Genomic DNA, 21,509 nt, shown 5'->3' with positions numbered 1-21,509 from the left:
GAGGCTGCCCGATGGACGCCTCTTTAATCACCATGAAACGGCGGGGATTCGTTCCCGCCGTTTTCTTTTGCCTGCTGGTCGCCTGCTTTCCGGCACTGGCCCAGGAAACGGCTGGACCGGTCGTTTTTTGTTCCTACAACCTCAAAAACTGGCTGCTGATGCAGCGGTCCTTTGGGGAAAAGGACAGCCCGCTTTCACCCAAACCGGAATCGGAGAAGGCCAAAGTGGTGGCCTTTTTAAAGGACATCCGGCCAGACATTCTTGGCATCTGCGAAATCGGCAGCCTGGAAGACCTCAAAGATCTCCAGTCACGGCTCAGCCAAGAAGGGCTGGATCTGCCACACCTGGAACATTGCACCGGTGGCGATACCTCCCGCAGCCTGGGTTTGCTCTCCCGCTTTCCCATCACGGCCCGGAACTCCCAGCGGGAACTCAGCTATCAGATGGGGGCCGAGACCTTTCCCATGCAGCGGGGCATCCTGGATGCCACCGTGGATGTGGGCGGCGGTTTTGAAGTCCGCTGCCTAGGTGTGCACCTGAAGTCCAAACGCGCCATCCCGGAGGCCGACGAATCCCTGATGCGGCGGAATGAGGCCCACCTCCTGCGCCGCCACCTGGACCGCATCTTTGAAGCGCAGCCGCAGGCCAAAGTCGTGAGCTACGGCGACTTCAACGAGCATCGCAATGAACCCGCCATCAGTGAGATCATCGGCTCGCGCTCCAGCCCCGGTCACATGATCGATCTCTACCTAAAGGATAAGCATGGCTTGGTGTGGACCCATTTCTGGGACGCGGCGGATGTGTATGGCCGCCTTGACTACCTTTTTGTTAGCCGCAACCTGCGTCCTTATGTGGAGGCCAAAGGCACCTACATCCACACGGCGGCAGATTTTGACAAAGCCAGCGACCACCGGCCCATCGTGATGACGCTGAATCCGCAGCGCAAGGTCTCAGGCAGAAAGAAGTAGGCGCGCCTGCTCCACATCCTGGGCGATCTGAAGGCGCAACGCCTCCACACCCGCAAACTTCTGCTCGGGCCGCACAAAGGCCTTCAGCCGCACTTCCAGGTCCTGGCCATAAAGGTCACCGCTCCAGTCAAAAAGGTTCACCTCCAGCGAGGGCCGCACGCCTTCCTGCTCCACCGTGGGGCGCACGCCGAGATTGGCGATGCCCGGCAGCCACTCGCCATCCACACAGGCCTCCACCGCATACACGCCATAGGGCGGCAGCACTTCGGCCTCCGGCTGCACATTGGCGGTGGGAAATCCAAGCTGGCGCGCCAGCTTCCTGCCCTCCATCACCACACCTAACAAAGAGTATGTTCTACCCAACATATCACTGGCGCGGCCCAGATCGCCCACGGCCACAGCATCGCGGATCAGCGTGCTGCTCACCACCTGTCCGTCACGGCGGATGGGAGGCACGCCATAGACGGCAAAATCATGCCGCTGCCCCAGGTCCATGAGGGAGTGGATGTTGCCGCTGCGGTTCCTGCCAAAGCTCCAGGTGTAGCCCACCGAGATGCAGCCCAGCGGCCGACAAGCCTGAACCAATGAGTTCACAAAATCCTCTGCCGAGGTCTCTGCCACCTCTCGGGTAAAGGGGCACATCAGCGTGCCAGACACCCCCATGGCCGCCAGCAGCCGGGCACGCTGGCGGTCGCCGCACAGCCGCTTCGGCTGGGCCTCGGGCCGCAGCACGCTGAGGGGGTGCGGGTCAAAGCTCATCACGATCGCCTGCCCTTGGTGCTGGGCGGCATGTTCCTGCGCCGCACGGATGACTTCCTGGTGGCCGAGGTGCACCCCATCAAACACTCCGATGGCCAGGGCCACAGGACCGGGCACCAGGGAAAGCTCTTGGATGGAACGCAATTTTAGCATGGTGGGGATGTGGCGCAATGTACGTCTTTTCGCAAAGAATGGATGCCTTTTAAAGTGACCTATATTTGCGCCCTCTGGTTGAACAGTTCAGCAGCAGCCTCCGTCAAAAATAGCAAGAAGGAGGTAACCTATATGAACCCCAACTTGAATCCATCTCCCCCCGGATGGATGCGAAATGCGGAAGATCCCGGCATGGCCGGTGGCTCCACCACCCTGCCCCGGCAGGACCAGCCCCGCATCGGTCTCGCACTCTCCGGCGGCGGTGCCCGTGGTCTCGCCCATGTGGGTGTGCTGCAGGTGCTGGAGGAAAATCACATCCCCATCGCCGCCATTGCTGGCACCAGCATGGGGGCCTATGTCGGTGCCCTGCACGCGGCTGGCTTTAACACCCTGGACCTGGAATCCCTGGCCCGAGAGATCAAGGATCGCCGCACCCTGCTTCGGCTATTGGACCCCATCTTCCCCCCTACCACCGGCCTGATCCGTGGGAACAAAATTCGCGGCCATTTGGAGCGCTCCCTGGGTGCCCGCACCTTTGCCGAACTGGAAAAACCCCTCCTCGTCGTGGCCACCGATCTGGATACCATGGCTGCCCATGTCTTCGACAGCGGCCCGGTGGGTGTCGCCGTCCACGCCAGTGCCGCCATCCCCGGTGTCTGCGCCCCCGTGCACATCGAGGGCCGCCGATTCACCGATGGCGGTGCGGCGGAACCCCTGCCCGTGACCTTACTGCGGGAACGCTTCAAGCTGGATGCCGTCATCGCCGTCAATGTGCTGCCCAACACCCAGGACATCCTGCACTGCAAGGACACCGCCTTCGTCCCACCCACCACCAAAAAGAACCCCCTGCTGCGCTTTCTGAACGCCATGCTCAGGCCCATCAACCTGCTGGCCTACGGCAACGTGATGGACACTTTCCGCAGGTCCCTCATGTGCGCCCAGCTAGGCCTCGCTGAAAAGGAGTGCCGCTACGCCGATGTCGTGATCCATCCCTTCTTCTGCGAAAGCACGTGGTTCGACTTTGAAAATTTCGACCGCTACATCCGCGCGGGTCGCCGTGCGGCGGAGGAAGCCCTCCCGCGCCTGCTGGCGCTGACCGGAAAATCAACACCTAACCAAGAGTACAACCATGAAAATCCTGTCCACACCCCCTGCGTGGGACTCTGCGCCGCCTGAGCTCTGGCAGCAATGGCAGTTGCGTCGTCTCCGTGACTACCTGACCCATCGTGTCCTGCCCTACAGCGCGCATTACCAGCGCCTGTTCAAGGAACATGACCTCCACCCGAATGACATCCGTTCATTCGATGACTGGGCCAATGCCCCCTTCACCAGCAAGGGTGACCTCACCGTGCCCCGCGACCAGCAGCGCGAATTTGTGCTAATGCCTGCCGAGGCCGAACTGCGCCGCGAATGGGGTGTCATCATGAATGCCCTGCTGCACGGTCGCACCGCCGCCAAGGAGGCCTTGGAGCACGAGTTCCGCCCCATCATGCTCACCAGCACCACGGGCCGCTCCTCAGATCCCGTGCCCTTCCTTTTTACCAAACACGACCTGGCCAACCTGGACACGGCTGGCCGCCGCCTCATGGAGTGCGGGCGCTCCCAGCGGGATTTCCGCCACATCAATGCCTTCCCTTTCGCCCCTCACTTGGCCTTCTGGCAGACGCACCATGCGGGCCAGAGTTTTGGCACCTTCATGGTGAGCACCGGTGGCGGCAAGACGCTGGGCACGGAGGGCAACATGAACCTCATGGACAAGATCCAGCCCGATGTCCTCATCGGCATGCCCACCTTCATCTACCACCTGCTGCGCCAGGCTGTGGAGGAGGGCAAACACTGGCCTAACATCAAGCGTGTCGTCCTCGGTGGCGAAAAGGTGGCCGAAGGGCTGCGCGCGCGCCTGGTGGATCTGGTGCATGATCTAGGCGGGGATGAGGTGCATGTCATCAGCACCTATGGCTTTACCGAGGCCAAGATGGCCTTCCCTGAGTGCCCGGCTGAAAACGGCGCCAGCGGTTTCCACCTCAGCCCGGACCTCGCCTACATGGAACTGGTGGATCCACGCACGGGCAAACCTGTGCCTGCCGGGTACCCCGGTGAAATCGTCTTCACCCCGCTGGATGCACGTGGCACCGTGGTGCTACGCTACCGCACCGGTGACATTGCCGAAGGTGGCCTAACCTGGGAACGCTGCCCGCACTGCGGCCGCACCTGCCCACGCCTGCTAGGCCCCATCAGCCGCGTCAGCGAGATCCGCGAACTGACTCTCGACAAGCTCAAAGGCACCCTCGTCAACTTCAACATCCTCGAGCACCTGCTCGATGACCAGAAGGGTGTCGCCGCTTGGCAGATCGAGCTGGCCAAGCACAACAACGACCCGCATGACGTGGACGAACTGGTGCTGCACGTGGCCCCCGAGGCGGGCATGAACCTCGAAGACCTGAAGCATCGCATTCACCGCCGCTTCGCCGAAGTCACGGAAATACATCCTAACTCCATTTGCTTCCACGACCTGCCCGACCTCCGCGAACGGCTCGGTGTGGGCAGGTTGCTCAAGGAGGTCAAGATCCTCGATAAGCGCAAGAACCCGCAGCCTGCCCAGACCAGCCTGACCACGCACTAGGGCCTATCGGCCTCGTCCCTTTTTGAAATCCTTCTCCCATCACCTTTCATGAAACCGCTCTACATCATCTCCGCCATCCGCACCCCCTTTACCCGGGCTGGCAGCAGCCTTGCCGGGCTGGATGCGGTGGACCTTGGCAAGGCTGCCGTCTCCGCCCTGCTGGCCCGTACCGGTCTGGATCCCCAGGCGGTAGATGAGACCATCTTTGGCTGTGTGGGCCAGCCAGCCCACGCGCAAAACATCGCCCGCGTCATCGCCCTGCGTGCCGGTTTAACCGAGGCCCGGCCCGCGATGACTGTGCATCGCAACTGCGCCTCCGGCCTTGAGGCCCTGACCACCGCCCATGCCAAAATGTGCGGCGGTCATGGGGAGGTCTTCATCGTCGGCGGCACCGAAAGCATGTCGAACACGCCGCTCTATTTCTCACGCCGCGCGGCGGACAAATTTGGCCTTCTTGGCAAGGCACGCAGCCTGGGGCAAAAGCTCGGCGCCATGACTGCCTTCCGCCCTGCGGACTTCGCCCCCATCATCGGCCTGCAACTGGCCCTCACGGACCCTGTGGTGGAGATGAACATGGGCGAGACGGCAGAGCTGCTCGCCCGCGAATACAAGATCAACCGGGAAATGCAGGATGCCTTTGCCCTGCGCAGCCATCAGCGCGCCCTCGCCGCAGCCACCCGTCTGCAGGCGGAAACATCCCCCCTCTATATCATGGGGCGGGGTGTGGAGCCTGTGCTCGCTGACAATGGGGTGCGCGATGACAGCAGCCTGGAAAAACTGGCCCGTCTGAAACCCTTGTTTGACCGCCATCACGGCACCGTCACAGCCGGCAACTCCAGCCAGATCACCGATGGGGCCGTGGCCCTTTTGGTGGCCAGCGAGGAAGCTGTGAAACGCCACGGCTGGCAGCCTCTGGGTCGCCTGGTGGACTATGCCTATACCGGCTGTGATCCTCGCCGCATGGGCCTGGGCCCTGTCCGCGCCATGGATGCCGTCTTGCACCGGACTAACCAAAAGCTTAGTGACATGGACCATGTCGAAATCAACGAAGCCTTCGCCGCCCAGGTGCTGGCCGTGCTGCAATGCCTCAAGGACCCCGCCAGTGCGCGCCGTGCCGGGCTGGAAGCCCCGCTGGGAGAAATCCCCGACGAGGTGCTGAACCCTCGTGGCGGTGCCATCGCCCTCGGTCATCCCGTGGGTGCCACCGGGGCACGTCTGGTGCTCACCGCGCTGGATCAGCTCCATGAAAGCAAGGGTCGCCACGCGCTCGTCAGCCTCTGCATCGGCGGGGGCCAGGGCGGCGCAGCCATCCTGGAACGAGTTTAACTCATGAACCTTCAAACCCACCACGATTATGAATACTCATCTGCTCGACACCCTCGCGGCGGAGAAAGATGCCTTTTTCCCCAAGCCGCCCACGGTCACCGGCCGCATCCAGTCCCTCTGCCATTTCCGGCTGACGGTGGATGAAAACGGCACCGCCTGGATCACCTTCGACATGCAGGGCAGCGCAGCCAACGTCTGGAACGAATCCACTCTGCGCGAGTTTGACCTCTGCCTGGAGAGCCTCCATCGCGACAGCTCCGTCAAGGCCCTCGTCATCCGCTCTGGCAAGGACAAGATCTTCATCGCTGGGGCCGATCTCAAGGCCGTGCGCAGCTCCCCCATCCGCCGGGTGGAGACGCTCATTTCGTTAGGCCAAGATGTGTTCAACCGCCTTGCCGCCCTGCCCCAGCCAAAGATCGCCCTCATTCACGGGGCCTGCCTCGGCGGCGGGCTGGAGCTCACCCTGGCCTGCGATGCCCGCATCGCCAGCGATGCCGAGTCCACACGCCTCGGCCTACCGGAAACCCAGATCGGCCTCATCCCCGCCTGGGGCGGCTCCACCCGCCTGCCGCGCCTGCTCGGCCTGCCTGCGGCCCTGGAAATGATCATCACGGGCAAGCTGCTGAAACCCTCCGCCGCCAAACGCAACGGCTTGGTGGACAAAGTCGTGCCTCGTGAACAGCTCGAAAAAGCCGCCCTCGAAATGCTGGCCTCCGGACTGCCTGAGCGCGAGCCACCTATCAGCCACAGCTTCTGGAAATTGCCCGGCATCCGCAATGCCCTGGCCCACCGGGTGCGCGGTCAGGTCATGGAAAAAACACGCGGCCTTTATCAGGCCCCCTTGCGTGCCATTGAGGTCGCGACAGAGGCTGCGGTGCTGCCCTTGGACAAGGCCCTCGAATTGGAACGCCATGCCATTCTGGACCTCGCCCTGACTCCACAGACGGAGCATCTCATCGACCTGTTCTTCCGCAAAGAGGAGGCCTCCAAAAAACCCTTCCCTCGCGGCATCGCCCTGCATGTGCATGACGTGGCCGTCATCGGTGCCGGCGTGATGGGCGCAGGCATCGCCCACTGGGTCGCCAGCCGTGGCAATCAGGTCCTCATGCAGGATGTCAGCATGGATGCTCTGGCCCGTGGCATGCACCGTGTGCATGATCTCCTCAATGAAGGCCTGAAGCGCCGAGCCATCACCCGCCGTGACCATCATGATACGCTGGATCGCCTGAAGCCCGAGCACACCCGTGTGCCCCTGAGCCACTACCCCATCGTCATCGAGGCCGCCACGGAGGACATGGGGCTGAAAAAAAAGATCTTTGCCGATCTCGCCGCGCGCAGCGGTCCCGACACCATTCTGGCCACCAACACCTCCGCCCTTTCCATCACGGAACTGGCAGAAACCCTGCCGCATCCTGAACGCGTCATCGGCCTGCACTTCTTCAATCCCGTGCATCGCATGCCGCTGGTGGAGGTGATCATCACCCACCACACCTCCGACGATGTCATCGCCACCGCCGTGGCCTTTGTGCAGAAGCTGGGCAAGGTACCCGTGGTGGTGAAGGACAGCCCCGGCTTTGTGGTGAACCGCATCCTCATGCCCTACCTCATGGAGGCCGTGCGCCTGCATGCCAGCAGCATCCCAGCGGAGACGATTGACGAAGCCATGCTGGAGTTTGGCATGCCCATGGGCCCCTTGCGCCTGCTGGATGAGATCGGCCTGGATGTCGCCGTCCACGTCGGCCACACGCTCTGCGCCGCCTTCCCGGACAGGCTGCAATCCTCTCCCCTGCTGGAGCGCATGGTCGCCGAAGGCAAGCTGGGCAAAAAGTCCGGCCAGGGTTTCTACACGCACGGCACAGGCGGGCGCAAAAAATGCCCCGTCATCCATGACCCGGCCGTGGTCGAGCACGTGCAGCACCGCCTTGCCCTGCTGCTGGCCAATGAGGCCGCACGCTGCGCCAAGGAAGGCCTCACCCGCGACCCCTCCGACATTGATCTAGCCATGATCCTGGGCACCGGCTACCCGCCCTTCCGCGGCGGGCCGCTGTCCTGGATGCATGATCTGGGCGAAGACAACGCCGCCGTGGAGCTGCGCATGCTCCAGCACAGCACGCCCGAGCCCAATGCCTTTGAGCCCGACGCCATACCTAAGACCTAACCAATGATGGAACATCCCACCCGAAACCTCAGCCCACCCTCCTTATGAAAACCGAACTCACCCCTCCCCCCGCAGCCCTCATTGACATGTCAAAAATGTCCGCTGGCCAAAAGGCGGCGCTCGAAATGGCCGAGGCTGCGCGTGATGAACGCAACAACGCTGGCCTCGCCGCAGGTCTGTTTTTCGGCACACCGGATTTCGACAAACTTCTCCCCTTCCCAGAACAGTCGGTGGAGGATCATGATCAGGGCGATGCCTTCCTCTCCCGCCTGAAAAAGGTGTTGGATGAGCATGCCGATCCTGACGAAATCGACCGCACGGGAGAGATCCCCGAAACCCTGCTGGATGAACTGGCCCACCTCGGGGCCTTCGGCATCAAGATCCCCACCAAGTACGGCGGCCTGGGACTCTCCCAGACCAACTACTCCCGCAGTGCCATGCTGCTCGGTGGTGAATGCGGGAACTTGGCAGCCCTGCTTTCCGCCCACCAGTCCATCGGTGCTCCGCAGCCGCTCATTTTGTTCGGCACGGAGGAGCAGAAGTCGAAGTATCTACCTCTGTGCGCCAGCGGCATCATCAGCGCCTTTGCCCTGACAGAAAACAATGTGGGCAGCGACCCTGCCCGCATGTCCACCGTGGCGACACCGGATGGAGAAGACCACTTCCTGCTAAATGGCGAGAAGCTGTGGTGCACGAACAGCCTCAAGGCCGGCATCATCGTTGTGATGGCCCGCACTCCCACTCCGGAGAAGCCGCATGCCACCAGCGCCTTCATTGTCGAAACCTCATGGCCAGGGGTGGAGATCGTCCACCGCTGCCACTTCATGGGCCTGCGCGCGCTCTACAATGGCGTGGTCCATTTTCATAACGTGCGAGTGCCACGCGCCAACATCCTGGGAGGTGAAGGCCGTGGCCTGAAGGTGGCCCTCACTACCCTGAACACCGGACGCATCACCCTGCCTGCCGCCTGCACCGGCCTGGCCAAACGCTGTGTAGAAATCTCCAGCCGCTGGGCTGCGGAGCGCGTGCAGTGGGGCCAGCCCGTGGGCAAACATGCTGCCATCGCGGACAAGCTGGCTCGCATGGCTGCCGACAGCTTCGCCATGGAGGCCATGGTGCGCTACGTCTCCGCCCTGGTGGACCGCGACAAACATGCAGATGTGCGACTGGAGGCCGCCATCGCCAAACTCTGGGGCAGCGAGCGCGCCTGGGCCATCGTAGATGACACCATGCAGATCCGTGGTGGCCGTGGTTATGAAACGGCTGATTCCCTCCGTGAACGTGGCGAAAGACCCGACCCGGTGGAGCGCCTTTTCCGCGACTGCCGCATCAACACCATCTTTGAAGGCAGCAGCGAAATCATGCGCCTCTTCATCGCCCGCGAGGTACTGGATCCGCACCTGAAAATCGGTGCCGAAGTGGTGAACTCCACCCTGCCGCTGAAACAGAGAGCGATGGCCGCCCTCCGCGCAGGCCGAACCTACGCCACCTGGTACCCACGCATGTGGCTGCCAGGTGGGGCAGGCCATGCCGCCCATCACCTGCACCCGCAGCTCCGCCGCGACATGAACGCCATCGCCCGGGAAAGCCACAAGCTGGCCCGCACCCTCTTCCACGCCATGGTGCTCAATGGTCCGGCACTTGAACGTCGGCAGATCTTGTTAGGCCGCATCGTAGACATCGGCGCAGAGCTCTTTGTCTGGTCCACAACGCTTGCCTATGCAGGCTCGCTGATGAAAGGCACGGCGGCCAATTCCTCCGAGACAGAGAAGTTGCTGCGCAAGGTTCGCTACTTTGGCAAGCTCACCCGCACCCGCCTCGGCAGCCACTACAAGGCCCTGAAGGAAACGCTGGAACCGGAGGCCCGTCAGGTCAGCCGGGATCTGATGCCCGCCGCCGCTGACTAAAGTCAGACATCAATGACCTTCCCCGCCTTGGCAGGTGGGGAAGGTTTCCGAGCGGCCTGCCATTCCTTATACTTCACCAGCTCTCGTTCGATGAGCTTGAGGCAAAAGGCCACCACCGTGGCATCATCCAGATAGCCCACACCCAGGATCATGTCCGGTATCACATCCGCCGGATTCAGCACATAAAGCAAGGACAAAGCCCCCGCGCTGATGGCCCAGTAGGGCACCTCGCGGTAGTTGCCAGCCCAGTAGTCCTTCACCATCGAAAGGATCACCTGCCCCTGCTCCATCCATTGGCGCAGCTTGGGCAGCTTGTCCTCGATGTCCTTGGCACGCTGGGTGACCTTGGCGATGTCAATATCGTGCTGATTATCAGGGGCGGGCATAGGGATCATTATGCGGTTTTCCAGCACGGTGGCGATGACGAAAACACGGCTTTTTTGCAATCGCATGACCGTGACAGACCTGTCACGGCGCGAAAAAGATGGCCACCAGGAGAATGCCGAGTTGCCGTTTGCCCCGCCTTCCGCTTGGATGAGGGACGATGTCTGAAGCCGCCGCTCCATCTTTTCTCCGACGCTGGTGCAAAGAAATCGCCATCGTTAGTGCCCTGCTTGTCACCTTGCTCGGCCCCTTTTTGCTGAAGCCCGGCCAGTCCACCGCTTCATCGAAAGCAGAGCGCAAGCTCGTCATCATCACCCCGCATCCCGAGCGCCTGCGGGCCGAATTCGGCCAAGCCTTCGTCCGCCATTGGAAAGAGACAACCGGTGAAACTGTCGCCGTGGACTGGCGTGTGCCCGGCGGCACCTCCGAGATTGCCGTGATGCTGAAGTCCGAGTTCAGTGCCGCCTTTCAGCTTCATTGGACTCAGGCCCTCGGCCAAACGTGGACACCTGCCATCGCCCAAAATTTCATGAACCCCAAGGCCCCGGCCAGTGACGCCGCACGGCAGGCTTTTCTGAAGTCCGATACGGGCGTGGGGCTGGATGTGTTCTTCGGAGGCGGCGCGTATGACTTTCAGATCCAGGCCGAATCAGGCACCCTGGTGGCCCAAAACGGCCCCGGCACTGGCATCGCCGCCCTGCGGCAAAAACACCCGGCCTGGTTCGGTGACGAGGGTATCCCCGAGATGGTCAGCGGAGAACCTTTTCGCGATGGCAAGGACCGGTGGATCGCCTGCTGCCTGTCCAGCTTTGGCATCGTCTTCAACCGCGATGTGCTGCGCCGTCTTGGCATCGAGAAGGACCCTGCCCAGTGGCGCGACCTGGCAGATCCCCGCCTCTATGGCCAGCTCGCCCTCGCAGATCCAGGGCGCAGCGCCACGGTGACGAAGGCCTTTGAAATGCTCATCCAGCAGGAGATGCAGGAAGCCATCGCCCGCCTCACCCAGAACCCAGGCCAACTCAAAACGCCCCAGGACATTGAGGCCGCCGGAGTGCGGGAGGGGTGGACCCGTGGGCTGAACCTCATCCAGCGCATCAGCGCGAATGCCCGCTACTTCAGCGACAGCTCCAGCAAGATCCCTCTGGACGTCGCCCGTGGCGATGCCGCAGCCGGCATGTGCATTGACTACTATGGCCGCTCCACCGAGGAGGAAACCCGCCGTCCGGATGGCAGTTCCCGCATCGGTTTCATCATGCCTGTGGGCGGCAGTTCGGTGAGTGTGGACCCCATCGCCATGTTCCGGGGTGCCCCGGAGGCCGGGCTGGCCACGGCCTTCATCGAGTTCGTCCTCAGCGATGCCGGGCAAAAGATCTGGGCCTACCGCAGCGGAACACCGGGCGGCCCTACCCGCAGCGCCCTGCGTCGCCTCGCCGCCCGAAAGGATTTTTATAAGCCTGAAAACTTGCTGCTGATGAGCGATGCCGCCGAGATGCCTTATGAAAAGGCCAAGGCCTTCACCTATCACCCGGAGTGGACGGCCTCCGCCTTCAGCACGCTGCGTTTCCTCATCCGCGTGATGTGTGTGGACACACATCAGGAACAGCGGAAAGCCTGGCACACCCTCATCACACGCCAGCAGCCGCCGCGCGCCACCGAGGTGTTCCAGGAGCTCACCAGCATCCGTTATGACCTCGCCGTGGGGGACATCACCAAGGTTGTCCGCTCCCGCGACAAGGTCGCCGAAACAAGGCTCGCCCGCGCCCTGGGCGACACCTTCCGCAACAATTACGAGCTCGCCCACACCCTGGCCCGCAAAGGGGAATAGCGTCATTCCATCCACGAGCACCCTGCCTTTTCCCGATGTCCCGCTCCCTCGCCCTCCTTGTGTTTGGCATCATGGCCGTCTTCTTCGGCTGCTTTTTTATCTATCCCATCTGGACGACGGTGAAGCTGGCCTTTGAGACGCCTGACCACCGCTTCACGCTGGAGTTCATTACGGAGGTGTTTCTCAATCCGCTCTATCGCGAAGGGCTGGTCAATTCCTTCATCATCGCCATCTGGACCACGCTGGGCTGCCTGGTCATCTCCATGCCTCTGGCCATGATGTTTGTGCGCTATGACTTTCCTGGAAAGACCCTGCTCAACAGCCTGGTGCTCACACCCATGGTGCTGCCACCTTTCGTCGGGGCCATCGGCATCAAGGCCATCCTCGGGCAGGCCGGGGCGCTAAATTCCATGCTCATTCAGTTAGGCCTCATGAATGCCCAGCGCCCCACCGACTGGCTGGGCGAGGGACAGATGCTGGGCATTGTGGTCATGGAGGTGCTGCATCTCTACCCCATTCTTTACCTGAACATCGCCGCCGTGCTGGCGAATCTCGACCCCGCCATGGAGGAGGCCGGGGCCAGTCTCGGCTGCCCGCCTTGGCAGCGCTTTTGGCGCATCACCGTGCCCCTCATCATGCCGGGCATCTTTGCTGGCGGCACCATTGTTTTCATCTGGGCCTTTACAGAACTGGGCGTGCCCCTGGTGTTTGATTACGACCGCGTCACTGCCGTGCAGATTTTCCGCTCGCTGAATGACCTCAGTGACAATCCCTTCCCTTATGCCCTTGTGGTGGTCATGCTGGTTTTCAGCACGCTGATTTACACCCTCAGCAAACTGTTCTTTGGCCGTGCCAGTTCCACCGGGGGTGGCCGTGCCACCACAGCACGGGAGACCGTTCGCCTGCCTCTCGGCATCGGCCTGCTTTGCACGGCAGCCTTTGCCTTCGTCACCTTCCTGGCCGTGATGCCGCATCTCGGTGTCGTGCTCCTCAGCTTTGCCGATGACTGGTACGCCACCGTGCTGCCCCAGGCCTACACGCTGGACCATTTTCATCAGGCCCTGGGGCATGAGCTCACCTTGAGCTCCATCGCCAACAGCCTGAAGTACTCCGTCTTCGCCATCGGCTTCGCCTTGGTGCTGGGCATCGGCGTGGCCTATGTGAATGTGCGCACGCGCCTCTGGGGTCGGCAGCTTTTGGATGCCATGGCCATGCTGCCGCTGGCGGTGCCGGGTGTCGTGATGGCCTTTGGTTATCTGGCCATGACCCGACCTGGCCGGCAGTTCGATTGGCTCATCCTGGGCGAGGATCCATTCCTCATTCTCGTCATCGCCTATGCCGTGCGTCGCCTGCCCTACATCGTGCGCTCCGCCTCCGCCGGCTTTCAGCAGGTCAGCCCCGCCCTGGAGGAGGCCGCGCAAAACCTCGGGGCCACGCCGGAGCGTGCCCTCTGGCGCATCACGCTACCCCTGGTCGCTCCGAATCTCCTCGCGGGCGGACTGCTCGCCTTTGCCTTTGCCATGCTGGAGGTCAGCGACTCGATGATTCTCGCGCAGCAGTCCTCCCACTTTCCCATCACCAAGGCCATCTACTTCCTGGTCATGGGTCTGGGCAATGGCCCCAGCCTCGCCTCCGCCCTCGGGGTCTGGGCCATGATCTTCCTCACCATCACCATCGTCGGTGCGGCCCTGCTGCTGGGCAAAAAACTCGGCGCTCTCTTCCGTTAGCCTTCAGGCTCTGCCCGCATTTTTCGCTTTCCCTTTCCCTCTCCTCGCCATCATTGCCAGCCATGTCACGCCGCCGCCGTCTTTCCCCGCCCTGGCTTCCAGGCTTCTGGCCCATGGTGGCGTTTCTTCTCCTGCTGGGCAGTGTCTTTGGTTATTATTATGGCTTGGCCAAGCTGACGGTTTTTGAAAAGCTGCCGCCTGAGCCTGCGGCCAAGACAGCCGACAAGTCCTGAACTAAAGGCGCTTGCTTATTGACGGCCACCCTCCCGGAGTGCCATCATGCCACCACCATGATTCACAACGTCTATTTCTGGCTGAAAAAGGACCTGAGCGCCGAGCAGGTCGAAACCTTTGAGAACGAGCTCATCGCCCTCAAGACCATTGATTACCTGGAGCACGGCTTCGTCGGCAAACCCGCCCCCACCGAGGAGCGGCCCGTCACCGACCACAGCTTCAACTACTCCCTCACCCTGCACTTCAAAAACCTGCAGGACCATGAATTCTACCAGAAGGAATGCCCCAAGCACCTTCACTTCGTGGACGTCTGCAAACCGTTCTTTGACCAGGTGAAGGTCTACGACACCTCACCGATTCATTGACCCTGCTTTCCAGCGGCGGTCTGAACCCAGGTTCAGACCGCCGTTTTTGTTTAGACACGCAGAAAGGCACGCTGGCGGTATAACCAAAAGCACAGCAACCAAAGCACCGCCAACACGCTGCACCGCTCGATCACCGGTGCCCAGGCTCCGCTGAAAAACCCGGCTCCTGCGTGAGTTTTAATGGCATCGCGGATCCACCCTGCGGCCAGACTGTGCATCACGTAGATGAAGAGGCTGTTCATCCCCACCACCACGAGCGGGAAGACGATCTTTCTCTGACCCGCCACCTCCACCAGCCAGTAAAAGAACGACAGCATCAGGAAGACCCAGCCGCCGCTGAACATCCCCCACGAAGGCGTCCAGATACGCTTCACCATGGGCACCGCCACAATGTCCAGCACCGTTCCGATGAGCAGGCACACGATGCCCGCCGTCAGCAAGATGGCCGCCTTTTGCCCATGCGTCTTTGGGCTCCGCAGCAGCCGCTCACCCGTGATCGCCCCCATCAGCATCGTCGCCAGCGCAGGCACAAAGTTCATCGTCGTGTAGCCGCCCGCATTGGTGATGAAAGGCTCCGTTCTCGGGAAAAGGTTCAGCAGCCAGCGGTCAAAGTCTGCCGCCACATTCAGGTGCTTGCTCCACTGGGCAAAACGTCCGTCCATCAGATCTTCGGGCCTGGCCCCCACCGCCGCAAAGTCGAATCCCGCTGCAGGCAGCGGATGCTGGAAAAACCAGTACCAGTCCCCCACCAAAAGGATGACCACCGCCGCCGCACAATACTCCCAGCCCAGAGAGGCCAGCACAAACAGGAACACATACCCCAGGCCGATCTGCGCCAGGACATTGGGAAAGATCCAGTTTGTCTGCGGATCCCCCACCTTCGTCGAAAGCAACACGCCTAACAAAATGAGCACCAACGCCCGCAGCAGCGCATGGGCAAAACGGCCAAAGAACCCCTGCCCGTCCTGCTTGCGGCGGAGAAGCGACAACGGCACCGCCACCCCCACCATGAACATGAACGCCGGCTGGATAAGATCCCACAGCGCGCAGCCCACCCACTCCACATGCGACACCTGGTAGCCGATCTGCTGCCACCACCAGGACTCCGGATTCGCCTTGGCCATCTGCGCCAGCCCAAAGCCCGAAGAGGCCATCAGCAGCATGATAAAACCCCGGAAGGCATCCAGGGAAACGAGGCGTTGGTTAGGAGACATGGCCGGGAACAAACGGACCATTCATCGCGAGGCTTTCGCCGCGACGCACAAAGTCCTCACGAACCCACTTCGGGAGTTCTCAAATGCCCCTCCCCCATCAGGCCAAAATATCCTTCACCACATGCCCATGCACATCCGTCAGGCGGAAGTCGCGGCCCGCATAGCGGTAGGTCAGCTTCTCGTGATCCAGCCCCAGGATGTGCAGGATGGTGGCGTGGAAATCGTGGATGTGGACTTTGTTCTCCGTAGCGAAATAGCCGTAGTCATCCGTGGAACCATAGGCCATGCCGCCCTTCACCCCGCCGCCCGCCATCCACATGGTGAAGCCTTCGGGGTTGTGGTCGCGCCCGTCGCCACCTTGCGCCACCGGCGTGCGGCCGAACTCTCCGCCCCAGACCACCAGGGTATCCTCCAGCAGGCCGCGTGACTTCAGGTCATGCAGCAGCCCGGCGATGGGCTTGTCCACCTCCGCCGCGTTCTTCGTGTGGCCTTTGAAAAGATCTCCATGCTGGTCCCACTGCACATTCGCATCGCTATGCGTCACCTGGATGAAACGCACCCCGCGTTCCGCAAAGCGGCGGGCCATCAGGCACTGGCGACCAAAATTCTGCGTCACCGGATCATCCAGGCCATACAGCTTGAGCGTGGCCTCCGTTTCACCGCCGATGTCTTGCAGCTCCGGCATGGCCGACTGCATGCGGAAGGCCAGTTCAAAGGAGTTGATCCGCGCCTCTAGGTCCGCGTGCTCGCCCGTGCTGCCAAGGTGCTGACGATTCATGCGGCTGGCCAGGTCTAACTGCAAACGTTGCAACTCCGGCACCTTCAGCGGGCTGTGAATGTGGCGCACCACCGCCTGGTCCGCAGGCACGCTCGCATTGCCCATCGGCGTCCCCTGAGCCCAGGCAGGCAGAAAGGCCGAGCCCCAATTGTTCACGCCACCATGCGCCAGGGTGGGGCAGATGGTGACAAAGGCGGGCAGGTCCGAATTTTCCGTCCCCAGTCCATAGCTCACCCAGGCGCCCAGGCTCGGGCGCACAAAGGTGTCACTCCCGGTGTGCAGTTTCAGCAGCGCACCACCATGGGCCGGATTCGTCCCATGCAGGGAGCGCATGATGCAGAGATCATCCACACACTTCGCCACATGCGGGAAGAGGTCGCTCACGGGCAGGCCACTTTCGCCATAGTTTTTAAACTTCCAGGGCGACTTCAGCAGCGTGCTGGTTTTCGCAAAGGTCACCCTTGGCAGGGCAAAGGGCAGCGGCTTGCCATGATCCCGGTCTAACAAAGGTTTCGGATCAAAGGTGTCCACATGAGACGGCCCGCCTTTCATGAAGAGGAAGATCACCCGCTTAGCCCGCGCCGGGAAATGTGGCTTCTTGGCCGCCAGCGGATCGGCTGTCTCGCTGGCACTCAGGAGACCGCGCAGCGCGAGGGCACCAAAACCCGCCGCTGAGCGCTGAAGCATGAGGCGGCGATTCAAGCGATTTTCAAAAGCGGGGGCCATGATAGCAAATTACGGCCCAGGCCAGGCCGCTCTATCTACTCCAGCCCCCGAGAGTTCCATTTGAGCACAGGACAATGTCTTGCCATCATCAAAGTATGCCCTCCCTCACACACCTGGACGATGCTGGAAAAGCCAGCATGGTGGACATCTCTGACAAAACGCCCTGCCTGCGCGAAGCCGTCGCCACAGGCCGCATCCTCCTGCTGCCCGAAACCCTGCGGCTGATCCAGGAAAACGGCCTCAAAAAGGGCGATGTCCTCGCCGTGGCCCGCATCGCCGCTATTCAGGCCGCCAAGCAGACCCAGCACCTCATCCCACTCTGCCACCAGATTCCCCTCAGCAAAGTCGCGGTGGATTTTGATCTCCAGGCCCAGGCCGTGCACATCACCGCCACCGTCAAGACCACCGCCGCCACCGGGGTGGAAATGGAGGCCCTCACCGCCGTCAGCATCGCCGCCCTCACCATTTATGACATGTGCAAGGCCGTGGATAAAACCATGCAGATCACCGACATCGGCCTTCTTTCCAAAACCAAAACTCCCCTCCCCTGATTTCTCCCATGTCCAGCATCCCCGTCGGCATCATCACTGTCTCCGATCGCGCAAGCCAAGGCGTTTATGAAGACCTCGGCGGCCCCGCCCTGCGCCAAGCGTCCGAGGGCTATGGCTGGCAGGTCGTGGGTGAAGTCATCGTTCCAGATGACCTGGAGCGCATCCAGTCCGCCATCCGTTCCCTCAATACCCAGGGCTGTGGCCTCATTCTCACCACCGGTGGCACCGGCGTGGATGTACGCGATGTCACCCCGGAGGCCATTCGCGGCATCATGCGGGTGGAAATCCCCGGCTTTGGTGAACTCATGCGCATGCGCTCCATCGACATCACACCCAATGCTATCCTCAGCCGCAGCTTGGCGGCGATTGTGGATCGTGCCCTCGTCATCGCCCTCCCGGGCAAACCCCAGGGAGCCGTCGAATGCCTCAGTTTTGTCATCGGGGCCATTCCCCATGCTGTGAAGCTGGCCCAGCGCGTGCCGACGAGCTGCTAAGGCAGGCGCTCCGCCTTCAATTCCAGTTCACCGCCCCTAGGCTTCATCTCCGCTGTCTGAGCGACCAGCGGAAGAGGTGACGGGCCATAAGAAACGGCCATGATGAACAACATTTTCAACGAGACGTTACGAATTTTCATCGGTATGACAGCTATCACTGACGCTTAGTTTCTCTTTATCCTACACAATGAAAGGTGTTTTCGAGCGAGAAGACAAGCGTAAATCGTCAACAAAATACAAATTCGCATTAACTTCGGTCCAAATGGCCCAAATTCTGCTTTCGCGCCCCTGGCCCGAGTCACCCTCATGGCTGCTGTTTTCAGAGTGAGCCTTCGCTGCACAAAAAAAGGCGCGACCCGTGAAGGCCGCGCCTTTTGACATTCTAGTCGTTAGGGGATGATCACCTGACTCGTGCTGCCATCGGCAAACGTCACGTACACCACCATCCGGCCTGCGCTGTCCATCACCGGCTGTTCCCAGCGGCGGTCCGTCTGGTTGGATCCCGGTACGTCGATCTTCGTCACCACTTTCGGGCCTTCCGTGGTCGTGATGGTCGCGCCTTTTCGGATCGCCAGCGTCAGCGCTCCTCCATTCGGGCCGCTCTTCCACAGTCCTTGGTTATTCCCTGTCACCGTGTCACCTCCCGTGAGGTTCCCCAGGATTGCATACTGGTTGTTGCCTCCCACCATCGGTAGGTCAAATCCACTGAAGCTCGCTCCGGCGGTTCCCGGGGCCGCATCGCCCACTTTCACAGCCAGTTGCATCGCTCCTGACAAGTTCGCAAAGATCGCATTCACGTCTCCATCCGCTGTCGAGCTGATGCCATCTCCATCCACGTCCAGCCAGGCTCTCCAGGCTCCCAGGTTGCTGTTGGTCAGCCAGCCGCCCCACGGGTTCCCCACCAAGCTGCCCACCGGCAGGTTCGACACTTTCGCCACGCCATCTCCACGGCGCAGCACGCAGGTGAAGCTGGCCGGATTCGATGCACTGCCATTCCAAATACCGTCGTTACGGGCATTGGCGGCATTGTCACCATCGCGGTTCAGTGTGGCGCGGAAGCTGATGAATCCATTGCTGCCCATGGACGGGCGCTGCAGACGGGCGAAGGTGGCACCGCCTGTGCCAGGAGCCGTTTCACCTGCAAAGAACACTTTGTTAGGGGTGCCGCCAGTCACGGGCTGATACCAAATACCTTCTTTGTTGCCGGGGGTGGTCAGGGCTGCATACACGAAGTTGCCCTGCGCATCCATGCGCCCTGGGTCGCTGTAGCTACCAGCCACACTCACATAGTTCGCAGCAGGTGAGGCACCAGGAGCGACCTCGCCTTCCTGCGCCACCACACTGACGGTGGTGGTAGCACCGCTGACGCTGGTGCGCAGCAGGGCCGTTTTGGTGCTGGCTCCTTTGTAAGTGACGGAGAAGACCGCTTCGCCCGTGCTGGCTCCAGTCCTGGCAGTGGCATACACGCCAGAGGCAAATGAGCCCACTTTGACGCCTGGCAACGAGGGAATGTTGTCATCTTCACGCAGCAGCAGGCGCAGGCCGCCACCGCCGATTTCACTCCACAGACCTGTATCATTCGCCGTGGTGACGCCACCGCTGCCAATAACCAAGGTGGAGAGCATCGAAACATCGCCAGATTCGCTCAGCCCAGGCACCTCTGGCACCGTGGCAAACAAAGCGCCGGGCACGTCAGGCACTGTGGTGCCCGTGCGGGCGACCAGGAGAGGATTTCCCCCCTGCACTTTCCAGATGCCAGAATTGTTTGCGGTGGTGACCGGAGGGCTGCCGCTACCCATCAGCAGATAACCTGGGTAGGCAAACACACCATTTTCGGCCAAGAAACCTCCGCGACGCAGCACACCGTAGTTGCCGATGGTGGATGTTCCATCAGCGCCGGTGGCTAAGCTATTGCTGATCACATCACCGCTGTCGCCGGGGATCGATTCAGGCACGGAAAGCGTTTGGAAGCTGCCCGTCGTTAAGGTGTAAGTCGTGCCGATGGCATTGCGTGCGTAGGCCTTAAATCTGTAATTGGTACCCGCGACCAAGCCCGCCACATTGACCGTAAACGTGCCTGTGGAGGTGCCGCTGGCCGTGGCCTGGAAAACACCGGTTCCACCCACTTCCGGGTTGCTGTTGACGGCGGTGGCCGAATAGACCACGCCACGTTCCAGGATGGCCGTGCCGCCCGTCTGAGAGATATCGCCGCCCAGGGTGGCCCGGGTATTTTTCACATTGGTCACGCTAGGGGAAGCGATAGACGCACTCGTCACACGCTCTGCCACAAACCGGCGATCTCCGGCCATGATGCGTGGTTCGTCCATCACTGCCGTGCCTGTCACTTCGAGCCGCACTCGGTTAAAGTCGTAGTTACCACCGGACGCCACCCCAGCGCGGCTGGTGCAGTTCGGCGCTCCCAGAGGCAAAGCCAGATTCGGATCCAGCCACATTTCCACGGTATTGAGATCTAAATCCACACGAGCAAGGATCAAATGGGTCGCCGAATCGATAGGCACGGCGGTTGGAACCATCGCTGCCCCTCCTTCGAATCGTCGCGTTTCATCGAACAAGCCAAAGTTGGGATTGAACGTTCCCCGCAGAGGATCATAGACCACCCCAAAGGAGACTTTTTCCAGGCTGTTATCAAAAAGTGCAATGTTGCAGTAGCCGCCGCCTTTCAGCAGCGCAGAGACATAGACCACCCCAGTCGTCTGGGCCACACCCAAGGTACGGAATCTCTGCCCCGCACCGCTGCCTGCCGCCTGTCCGCCCGAATTCAAAGGCGGATAGACCAGATTGGCCACGGCTGGATTAGCCACACTCCAGTTGGTGGACCAGCCATTGCCCGAGTCGCTAGGCCTGCGGAAGTCGTCATAGGCAATCTCTTGTTCCAGCAAGTCTCTGACGTTGATGGTTAGAGCCTTTTCAATAAAAGCAGTGCTCGCCTCTGTAGAACGCACCCGGATCGAGTAAGAAGGCTTGGTTTCAAAGTCCACCCCGGGAGTGATCCGCAGGATGTTTCCGACGATGAAGAAGCTGCCATTGTCCGTATCGCCAGCACCTGTCACAAGGCTGTAGGAGAAGGTATCCCCCACATCTGGGTCGGTGGTGCTGAGGGTGCCCACAACGACGTTTGGCTCATTATTTTCTGGAACGTTTGAAGGCGTGACGGCGATGTCCGTAGGTACATCATTCACCGGTGCCAAATGGATCGTGCTGGTGGTGGAGGTGCTCAGGCTGCCGTCTGATACACTCACCGTGAGCGTGCGCGAAACCGTGTTGTTCAAGGCCCCCAGGTAAGTCACCTTACCAGG

17 protein-coding genes are annotated in these 21,509 nt (G+C 61.3%); 12 read left to right on the top strand and 5 right to left on the bottom strand.

Annotated features, from left to right (window positions below; translation table 11 throughout):
- The first annotated feature begins 11 nt into the window (after positions 1-11).
- Entirely contained in the window at positions 12-968 is a 957-nt protein-coding gene (locus tag ABEB25_RS22975) for an endonuclease/exonuclease/phosphatase family protein (protein ID WP_345738801.1), read from the top strand.
- Here the strand turns inward: ABEB25_RS22975 and ABEB25_RS22970 are convergent.
- Positions 951-1,880 carry a bifunctional riboflavin kinase/FAD synthetase gene (locus tag ABEB25_RS22970; protein WP_345738800.1) on the bottom strand — a complete coding sequence of 310 codons (930 nt, stop codon included), beginning with the start codon at positions 1,878-1,880 and terminating at the stop codon, positions 951-953. The genes ABEB25_RS22975 and ABEB25_RS22970 overlap by 18 nt on opposite strands.
- 132 nt (positions 1,881-2,012) lie before the next feature.
- On the opposite strand from ABEB25_RS22970, the gene ABEB25_RS22965 reads away from it, so the two are divergent.
- From ABEB25_RS22965 to ABEB25_RS22945, 5 genes are read left to right on the top strand one after another with little or no spacing between them, the layout of a single operon-like run.
- Positions 2,013-3,056, top strand: coding sequence for a patatin-like phospholipase family protein (locus ABEB25_RS22965; RefSeq protein WP_345738799.1), 1,044 nt, complete (start codon positions 2,013-2,015; stop codon positions 3,054-3,056).
- Entirely contained in the window at positions 3,010-4,503 is a 1,494-nt protein-coding gene (locus ABEB25_RS22960; protein WP_345738798.1) for a phenylacetate--CoA ligase family protein, read from the top strand. Before ABEB25_RS22965 ends, ABEB25_RS22960 begins: the two co-directional genes overlap by 47 nt.
- A 48-nt stretch (positions 4,504-4,551) precedes the next feature.
- The gene (locus tag ABEB25_RS22955; RefSeq protein WP_345738797.1) at positions 4,552-5,829 is read left to right on the top strand and encodes a thiolase family protein; all 1,278 of its coding nucleotides are present in this window, start codon (positions 4,552-4,554) and stop codon (positions 5,827-5,829) included.
- Positions 5,830-5,857: 28 nt separating this feature from the next.
- Positions 5,858-7,987, top strand: coding sequence for a 3-hydroxyacyl-CoA dehydrogenase NAD-binding domain-containing protein (locus tag ABEB25_RS22950; protein ID WP_345738796.1), 2,130 nt, complete (start codon positions 5,858-5,860; stop codon positions 7,985-7,987).
- Positions 7,988-8,031: 44 nt separating this feature from the next.
- Positions 8,032-9,894: an acyl-CoA dehydrogenase family protein gene (locus tag ABEB25_RS22945; protein WP_345738795.1), complete on the top strand. Its 1,863-nt coding sequence runs from the start codon at positions 8,032-8,034 to the stop codon at positions 9,892-9,894.
- Between the two features lie 2 nt (positions 9,895-9,896).
- Here ABEB25_RS22945 and ABEB25_RS22940 read toward each other — a convergent pair whose 3' ends face one another.
- Entirely contained in the window at positions 9,897-10,346 is a 450-nt protein-coding gene (locus tag ABEB25_RS22940; protein ID WP_345738794.1) for a YkvA family protein, read from the bottom strand.
- A gap of 92 nt (positions 10,347-10,438) precedes the next feature.
- On the opposite strand from ABEB25_RS22940, the gene ABEB25_RS22935 reads away from it, so the two are divergent.
- The 4 genes from ABEB25_RS22935 (at position 10,439) to ABEB25_RS22920 (ending at position 14,429) form a co-directional block, all read left to right on the top strand.
- Positions 10,439-12,103, top strand: coding sequence for an ABC transporter substrate-binding protein (locus tag ABEB25_RS22935; protein WP_345738793.1), 1,665 nt, complete (start codon positions 10,439-10,441; stop codon positions 12,101-12,103).
- A gap of 35 nt (positions 12,104-12,138) precedes the next feature.
- Positions 12,139-13,830, top strand: a complete 1,692-nt coding sequence (locus ABEB25_RS22930) for an ABC transporter permease (protein WP_345738792.1) — start codon at positions 12,139-12,141, stop codon at positions 13,828-13,830.
- Between the two features lie 62 nt (positions 13,831-13,892).
- Positions 13,893-14,063: a hypothetical protein gene (locus ABEB25_RS22925; protein WP_345738790.1), complete on the top strand. Its 171-nt coding sequence runs from the start codon at positions 13,893-13,895 to the stop codon at positions 14,061-14,063.
- A gap of 57 nt (positions 14,064-14,120) precedes the next feature.
- A complete protein-coding gene (locus ABEB25_RS22920) occupies positions 14,121-14,429 on the top strand; it encodes a Dabb family protein (protein WP_345738788.1) in 309 nt (102 codons plus the stop codon).
- A gap of 50 nt (positions 14,430-14,479) precedes the next feature.
- Here ABEB25_RS22920 and ABEB25_RS22915 read toward each other — a convergent pair whose 3' ends face one another.
- Both ABEB25_RS22915 and ABEB25_RS22910 read right to left on the bottom strand, forming a co-directional pair.
- The gene (locus ABEB25_RS22915) at positions 14,480-15,643 is read right to left on the bottom strand and encodes an acyltransferase family protein (protein ID WP_345738787.1); all 1,164 of its coding nucleotides are present in this window, start codon (positions 15,641-15,643) and stop codon (positions 14,480-14,482) included.
- A 97-nt stretch (positions 15,644-15,740) separates the two neighbouring features.
- Complete coding sequence (locus ABEB25_RS22910; RefSeq protein WP_425572121.1) at positions 15,741-17,108, bottom strand: DUF1501 domain-containing protein; 1,368 nt, start codon at positions 17,106-17,108, stop codon at positions 15,741-15,743.
- Between the two features lie 134 nt (positions 17,109-17,242).
- Between ABEB25_RS22910 and moaC the strand changes: the two genes are divergently transcribed.
- Both moaC and ABEB25_RS22900 read left to right on the top strand, forming a co-directional pair.
- Complete coding sequence (gene moaC / locus ABEB25_RS22905) at positions 17,243-17,698, top strand: cyclic pyranopterin monophosphate synthase MoaC (RefSeq protein WP_345738785.1); 456 nt, start codon at positions 17,243-17,245, stop codon at positions 17,696-17,698.
- A gap of 8 nt (positions 17,699-17,706) precedes the next feature.
- The gene (locus ABEB25_RS22900; RefSeq protein ID WP_345738784.1) at positions 17,707-18,192 is read left to right on the top strand and encodes a MogA/MoaB family molybdenum cofactor biosynthesis protein; all 486 of its coding nucleotides are present in this window, start codon (positions 17,707-17,709) and stop codon (positions 18,190-18,192) included.
- A gap of 389 nt (positions 18,193-18,581) precedes the next feature.
- Here ABEB25_RS22900 and ABEB25_RS22895 read toward each other — a convergent pair.
- The coding region (locus ABEB25_RS22895; protein ID WP_345738783.1) for a DUF7453 family protein at positions 18,582-21,509 on the bottom strand (2,928 nt) is incomplete at its 5' end.

The organism is Prosthecobacter algae (assembly GCF_039542385.1).
Taxonomy (GTDB): domain Bacteria; phylum Verrucomicrobiota; class Verrucomicrobiia; order Verrucomicrobiales; family Verrucomicrobiaceae; genus Prosthecobacter; species Prosthecobacter algae.
Note: the sequence above shows the minus strand (reverse complement) of the source record. Positions and strands in the feature narration are given on the sequence as shown.

Excerpts from the sequence above, each read along its gene's own strand:
- ABEB25_RS22965 (WP_345738799.1), top strand. The coding sequence starts at position 2,013 with ATGAACCCCAACTTGAATCCATCTCCCCCCGGATGGATGCGAAATGCG.
- ABEB25_RS22900 (WP_345738784.1), top strand. The coding sequence starts at position 17,707 with ATGTCCAGCATCCCCGTCGGCATCATCACTGTCTCCGATCGCGCAAGC.
- ABEB25_RS22960 (WP_345738798.1), top strand. The coding sequence starts at position 3,010 with ATGAAAATCCTGTCCACACCCCCTGCGTGGGACTCTGCGCCGCCTGAG.
- ABEB25_RS22925 (WP_345738790.1), top strand. The coding sequence starts at position 13,893 with ATGTCACGCCGCCGCCGTCTTTCCCCGCCCTGGCTTCCAGGCTTCTGG.
- ABEB25_RS22910 (WP_425572121.1), bottom strand. The coding sequence starts at position 17,108 with ATGCTTCAGCGCTCAGCGGCGGGTTTTGGTGCCCTCGCGCTGCGCGGT.
- ABEB25_RS22920 (WP_345738788.1), top strand. The coding sequence starts at position 14,121 with ATGATTCACAACGTCTATTTCTGGCTGAAAAAGGACCTGAGCGCCGAG.
- ABEB25_RS22940 (WP_345738794.1), bottom strand. The coding sequence starts at position 10,346 with ATGCGATTGCAAAAAAGCCGTGTTTTCGTCATCGCCACCGTGCTGGAA.
- ABEB25_RS22935 (WP_345738793.1), top strand. The coding sequence starts at position 10,439 with ATGTCTGAAGCCGCCGCTCCATCTTTTCTCCGACGCTGGTGCAAAGAA.
- ABEB25_RS22950 (WP_345738796.1), top strand. The coding sequence starts at position 5,858 with ATGAATACTCATCTGCTCGACACCCTCGCGGCGGAGAAAGATGCCTTT.
- ABEB25_RS22915 (WP_345738787.1), bottom strand. The coding sequence starts at position 15,643 with ATGTCTCCTAACCAACGCCTCGTTTCCCTGGATGCCTTCCGGGGTTTT.
- ABEB25_RS22975 (WP_345738801.1), top strand. The coding sequence starts at position 12 with ATGGACGCCTCTTTAATCACCATGAAACGGCGGGGATTCGTTCCCGCC.
- ABEB25_RS22945 (WP_345738795.1), top strand. The coding sequence starts at position 8,032 with ATGAAAACCGAACTCACCCCTCCCCCCGCAGCCCTCATTGACATGTCA.
- moaC (WP_345738785.1), top strand. The coding sequence starts at position 17,243 with ATGCCCTCCCTCACACACCTGGACGATGCTGGAAAAGCCAGCATGGTG.
- ABEB25_RS22930 (WP_345738792.1), top strand. The coding sequence starts at position 12,139 with ATGTCCCGCTCCCTCGCCCTCCTTGTGTTTGGCATCATGGCCGTCTTC.
- ABEB25_RS22955 (WP_345738797.1), top strand. The coding sequence starts at position 4,552 with ATGAAACCGCTCTACATCATCTCCGCCATCCGCACCCCCTTTACCCGG.
- ABEB25_RS22970 (WP_345738800.1), bottom strand. The coding sequence starts at position 1,880 with ATGCTAAAATTGCGTTCCATCCAAGAGCTTTCCCTGGTGCCCGGTCCT.